The sequence below is a fragment of the Sphingobium sp. C100 genome, from assembly GCF_000508185.1.
Lineage (GTDB): Bacteria > Pseudomonadota > Alphaproteobacteria > Sphingomonadales > Sphingomonadaceae > Sphingobium.
On sequence record NZ_AYOY01000088.1, the window covers coordinates 1 to 2,266 of the forward strand.

The following is a 2,266-nucleotide window of genomic DNA, read 5'->3' on the forward strand; positions in this document are numbered from 1 at the left end:
GGGGGCGGCGGAGCCGCTTCAGCCGGAGCGCCGAAGTTGTAGGTCAGGCCGAGCAGCAGGCTGTGCGTGCGCAGCTTGGTTTCGGCGTTCGAACCGGCCTGGCCATAGATGCTCTGGTAAGCCGGGATCAGCTTGATGTCGTCCTGGTTGAAGAAGCGATACTTCAACGACACATCGACATTGTTGGTGACCGGGTAGCGGACGCCGGCAATCGCCTGCCAGGCGAAACCGGTGTCGCTATCGTTCACGATGTCCGAAGCGAGCTTGCCGCGCGACACGCCGACACCGCCGCCGACGAAGCCCTGCAGGCCGTCATCGGGACCGAAGTCCAGCAAACCGTTCAGCATGAACGACAGGGCCGAAGCAGCGCCGCCGAAGCCGCCGCCGGTCTTGTCGAAATCGATCTTCGCACGCTTATAGGCGGCTTCGGCTTCCAGGCGGAAACCGCCGAAGTCGTAACCGATATTGGCGTCGAAGTCGTAGCCCTTATGGTAGTCGATCGACGGGACCGCCGCACCACCGGGAGGGACGTCGTCGAAGGTCAGGTCCTGATCTTCGACCAGCAGCACGCCGGCGTCCACGCCAACATACCAGCTGTTGTCGCGCGCCAAGGCCGGGGTGGCCAAGGCACTGGTCGCAAGCGCAGCCGCGAGGGCAAGCTTCCGCATATGGATTCCCCTTTCAAAAGTGTCACGAAGGACTGCTGAAACCCTGTATCCGCAAGAAGGTTTCATGGCAAGTCCACAATTAGTGAAACCGTTGCAAAAATAACGCACTAGCCCGGCTTTCGCAGACCCGCCAAGCTAATGTAACGGAATCCTAGACTATTGACGCGCCTCTGCAACAAGAAAAGCACAATAGCGTAATATTAGGAAGCAATCAGCCCATGTGTCCGCAGCGCCGTCAGAATGGCGGCGATGGTAGACCGGGCTTCCGCATCAATCACCGCGCCGCGGCCAATGTTCGCGATGGCGGGCTGGCGCGCGCCCACTATCTTCTCGTCATTCTGATACAGGCCGTCATCACGGATCGCGCCGGCGCGCCATTCGATCCCGTCATGAAAAAACGCATGTCCTCGGTCCGCCACATGCACCGCCAGGCCCGCGCGCGGCGCGACATAGCGCCATCCCCCCTCCGTCCAGCAGGCGATCAGGCCCGCCTGCCCGCTCCATGCCCCGCTCGCCCCGGCGGCGATGATCCAGCATTGCCCGTCCGCGGGGTCGGCGGGCGGTTCCGCCACATCGATGCTCTCGACCGCCCCATGCAGCAGCGCATCGACCAACATCAGCGCCTCATTGTGAAAAATCTCCTTTTGCGCCTGCCCGGCAAAGAGCAGCGGCAATGCCCAACGGGGCGATGCATCCATGGTCCTGTCCTCCTGTAATCCCCGGCGCGTCGCGCGCCATCAGGCCGTCAGCATGATCCGCGCGACCCGCCCCGGCGCGAATGTCCCGCGCTGCGCCACCTCGACGGTCAGCGCCCGCCCGGCCGTGCCGTCCGCCGCAATCATCGCTGGGGCATAGGTCCATTGCGCCGCCGCCGTCTCCGCGCCACGCACCAGCGCGTCGCCATCCAGCAACCGCACCGCATAAAGCTCGCTTTCCTCGCACAGCGGCGCGTCGGTCCCGCTCGACCAGCGCCATCCATTGCGGCTCCGCCGGGTCCAGCCGATCGTCCAGCCACCGCCGCCATCCGGCCGGGCGACCAGATGCACTGGCGAGGGCGGCATCAGCGCCGCGCCGCGGATCGTCAGCGCCGCCTCGGCCGGCTCCACGTCGCCGATGCCGACCGCCGACATGCGCAACAGGCTCCCCGGCTCGGCCTCGCTGCCCGACGCCGCCAGCGGCTCGACCAGACGATCCTCCTCGATCAGCAGGAAATCCTCGCCGGCCACATGCTCCGCCATCGCCCATTCGGTGCCGCGCAGCCCCCGGCGCAGCCCGGTCAGGCGATAGCTGGCGACGCCGGTCTGCTCCGCCCGCTCGAACTGGATCAATTCCGCGCCGATCAGCGCCAGGTTGCGCCCCTGCGCCAGCGCCGCCTCATCGGCCGACAGCAAAGCCATGTCCGGCGCCAGCAGCGTGACCGGCAACGCATGGCGCGCATCCACCAGTTGCGCGCTGCCGGGCGGCAACGCCGCGTCGGCCACGCCCATCACCGCCCGCGCCGCGCTCCGGCCGATCGGCGCCGCCTCCCCGCTCGCGCCGGTCATAAACAGCGCCGCGCCGCGCCATCCCGCGCCACCGCTTGCCGCCGCCACGATTAG

At 66.9% G+C, this 2,266-nt stretch carries 3 protein-coding genes; all 3 read right to left on the reverse strand.

What is annotated here, in order from left to right; all coding sequences use genetic code 11:
• The coding region (locus C100_RS31565) for an outer membrane protein (protein ID WP_024019007.1) at positions 1–668 on the reverse strand (668 nt) is incomplete at its 3' end.
• Positions 669–868: 200 nt separating this feature from the next.
• On the reverse strand, positions 869–1,366 hold the full coding sequence (locus C100_RS31570) for a DUF2793 domain-containing protein (RefSeq protein WP_024019008.1): 498 nt from the start codon (positions 1,364–1,366) through the stop codon (positions 869–871).
• Between the two features lie 39 nt (positions 1,367–1,405).
• Positions 1,406–2,266, reverse strand: an 861-nt coding sequence (locus C100_RS31575; RefSeq protein ID WP_024019009.1) for a GTA baseplate fiber-binding domain-containing protein, incomplete at its 5' end; no start/stop codon positions are given.

Bases quoted from the DNA above. Each gene is read 5' to 3' on its own strand.
- C100_RS31570 (WP_024019008.1), bottom strand. From the start codon at position 1,366: ATGGATGCATCGCCCCGTTGGGCATTGCCGCTGCTCTTTGCCGGGCAG.